General features: G+C 66.1%; 1 protein-coding gene and 2 pseudogenes. 1 reads left to right on the top strand and 2 read right to left on the bottom strand.

Translation table 11 applies throughout. The features are described from left to right. Window positions 1-300 precede the first annotated feature (300 nt). Window positions 301-662, top strand: a pseudogene (locus tag ACZ4NT_RS39155) (transposase); the annotation flags it as partial. A 42-nt stretch (window positions 663-704) separates the two neighbouring features. Here the strand turns inward: ACZ4NT_RS39155 and ACZ4NT_RS39150 are convergent. Both ACZ4NT_RS39150 and ACZ4NT_RS39145 read right to left on the bottom strand, forming a co-directional pair. Next, a complete protein-coding gene (locus tag ACZ4NT_RS39150; protein WP_467730195.1) occupies window positions 705-1,154 on the bottom strand; it encodes an SMI1/KNR4 family protein in 450 nt (149 codons plus the stop codon). A gap of 135 nt (window positions 1,155-1,289) precedes the next feature. Further along, a pseudogene (locus tag ACZ4NT_RS39145) lies at window positions 1,290-2,088 on the bottom strand (IS5 family transposase). Window positions 2,089-2,384: the final 296 nt, after the last annotated feature.

Below are 2,384 nucleotides of genomic sequence, written 5' to 3'. Positions count from 1 at the left end.
GCGGATCCTCCGCAAAGCCCGCTGCAAACCGAGCCGGATGACGTCAATCGCCAAAGCCATCCTCACCCTCGAGACTCACCGCTGAACAAGCTCAGTGCCTCGCTCCCGTGCTCGCCCGTCCCCGGCCTCACCTGCGGCATCAGCGTGCCGGCATCCACGTTACGAAGAGACTGCCCCCGAGGGCACTCGTGCCTCTAATCAGCCGTCTGCCAATGCCTCCGACACCGACGACACCACCTTTTCGATCATCTCGACTGGGGGCTCAAGTCATACCGGGGCCGAAGGCCGGGAGCCTCATTGCGAGGCCACGAAAACGGTAACGGGGCGGCCCGCCCGGAAGAGCCCGCCGATCACGCGCTGGGACGCTCCCGCGGCGGGCTGAGCACCAAGGTCCACCTGGCCGCAGACGGCCACGCTCGGCCCTTAAGCCTTCACCATCACCGCAGGCCAAGCAGGTGATGCACCCGCCTTCGAAACGGTGATGTCCCGCATCCGCGTGCCCCGCACCGGCCCGGGCCAGCCCAGGACCCGGCCCCTGACGGTGCTGGCCGACCGGGGCTTAAAGCAGTGGCGCGGCCTGGCCACCCGCACCGACAAGCTGGCGATCGCCTACCAGGCCGCACTCCACCTCGCGGGGCTTCCTCATCTGGACCCGGCTCTGACCAAAGAGACAGAACCTAACAGAATGGGCCCTGCGCGCTGATCTACAGAGATCCCGGCTCGCCGTCGGCGACGAACTGCGTCAGGGATTGCTCCAGCAGTTCCAGAAACTGCCGCAGGTCGTCGGCTACCTTGTCGAGTTCCGGTTCGTCCAGTGATGCCGTCCGCGTTCGATGAACAGACCCGTCAGGGCCCGCAACGTAGGACAGGCCGCCGCCGTTCGAGCCGATGGCCACCTTCTGGTCCGCGCCGGCATCGACAGCGCCGTTCTCCTGGAGTCGCAGAAGGACGTCGCTTGCCGGGTCGAGGAAGTAGCCGTTGCCGACGTCCGCCCAGGTGACGTCGCCGATGCTGTCGTAGAAAGTGACCAGGTCAACCGAGATGAGGCCCGCTCGGGCAAGCGCGCGAGCCGCGGTTTGATCGTCGCGGCTGGCAGGCCGGATTTTGTTGGTGCCGGGAGGAAAGCCGTGCCGACGCTCGAACTCGCCTGTCATTGCCGCGAGGACCCCGGAGACTCTGCCTGTCCACGAGGCCAGCCAGGCAGGTGAAAGCGAACGATCACTCATGAGGCCGGATCATGGCATGACCCACGGACACCCATGAGGTGACCAGCGGCTTTGCACCCGACGTCAGCACAATGCTTTGAGTTGTCGGTGGGTGATGAGGCAACAGGCGAGCCTCAGGAACGCTTCGTGAATCTCGGCCCGCCGTTCCCACCGGATCCGCAGCCGTCGAAAGCCGTGCAGCCAGGCAAAACTCCTTTCCACGACCCAGCGGTAGGTGCCCAGCCCGGTGCCGCGGCGGGCGATCGCGGGCACGATGCCACGGGCGCGAACCTGGTCGCGGTGGATGTCGTGGTCGTAGCCGCGGTCGGCGAACAGCGAGTCTGGCTTGCGGCGGGGACGGCCGACCCGGCCGCGGACCTGCGGGATCGCGTCGAGCAGCGGCAGGAGCTGGGTGACGTCGTTGCGGTTGCCGGCGGTCAGCAGGACAGCCAGCAGGGTGCCGTCCCCCGTCAGTGATCAAGTGGTGTTTGGAGCCGGCTCGGCCCCGGTCGACTGCCGAGGGGCCCGTCTGGCTCCCCCTTTAAGGCTTGACGTGGGAGGAGTCGACCACGCAGCGGGACCAGTCCAGCCGCGAGGCCGCGTTCAGTTCGGCCAGCAGGACCTCGTGCAGCCGCTGCCAGACGCCGGCCTGGTTCCAGTCCCGTAAGCGGCGCCAGCACGTCATGCCCGAGCCGAAGCCAAGGTCGTATGGCAGGTATTCCCACTGGATCCCGGTGTGCAGCACGTACAGGATCCCGCACAGCACTTGCCGGTCCGGCAGCGGCTTGCGACCCGGATGCCGAAAGCGTCGCTCACGCTGCGGCAACAGCGGCTCCAAGCGGTCCCATAGCTCATCCGACACGATCCACGGCGACTTCCCCACACCGAACTGAACGCTCAACTACCGCCCTGGAAACGGCCGTCAGGACCGAGCCACCTCATTGTGTTAGCCGCTGTAAACCCTCGTCCGCAAACTGCCTCAAACGCCTTCATTGCAGGCCCCCCACCCTCGACGGCTTCATAGCCCGAGCCGGACTGACCCTCACCGATCCCGCGTCACCTTGACGAGCTGAAGTAAGTAGGGGGTTTTCTTAGGGGGTGTTCCCTGATGTTCGATATGTCGGGAACCCGTAGAACTAGGGGTACGGATCCGGCCAGGAACCGGATCACCCACCGAAA

The organism is Streptomyces sp. NPDC026417, from assembly GCF_055567695.1.
The sequence above is the reverse complement of the archived record's forward strand: the minus strand, read 5'-3'. Positions and strand labels throughout refer to the sequence as shown.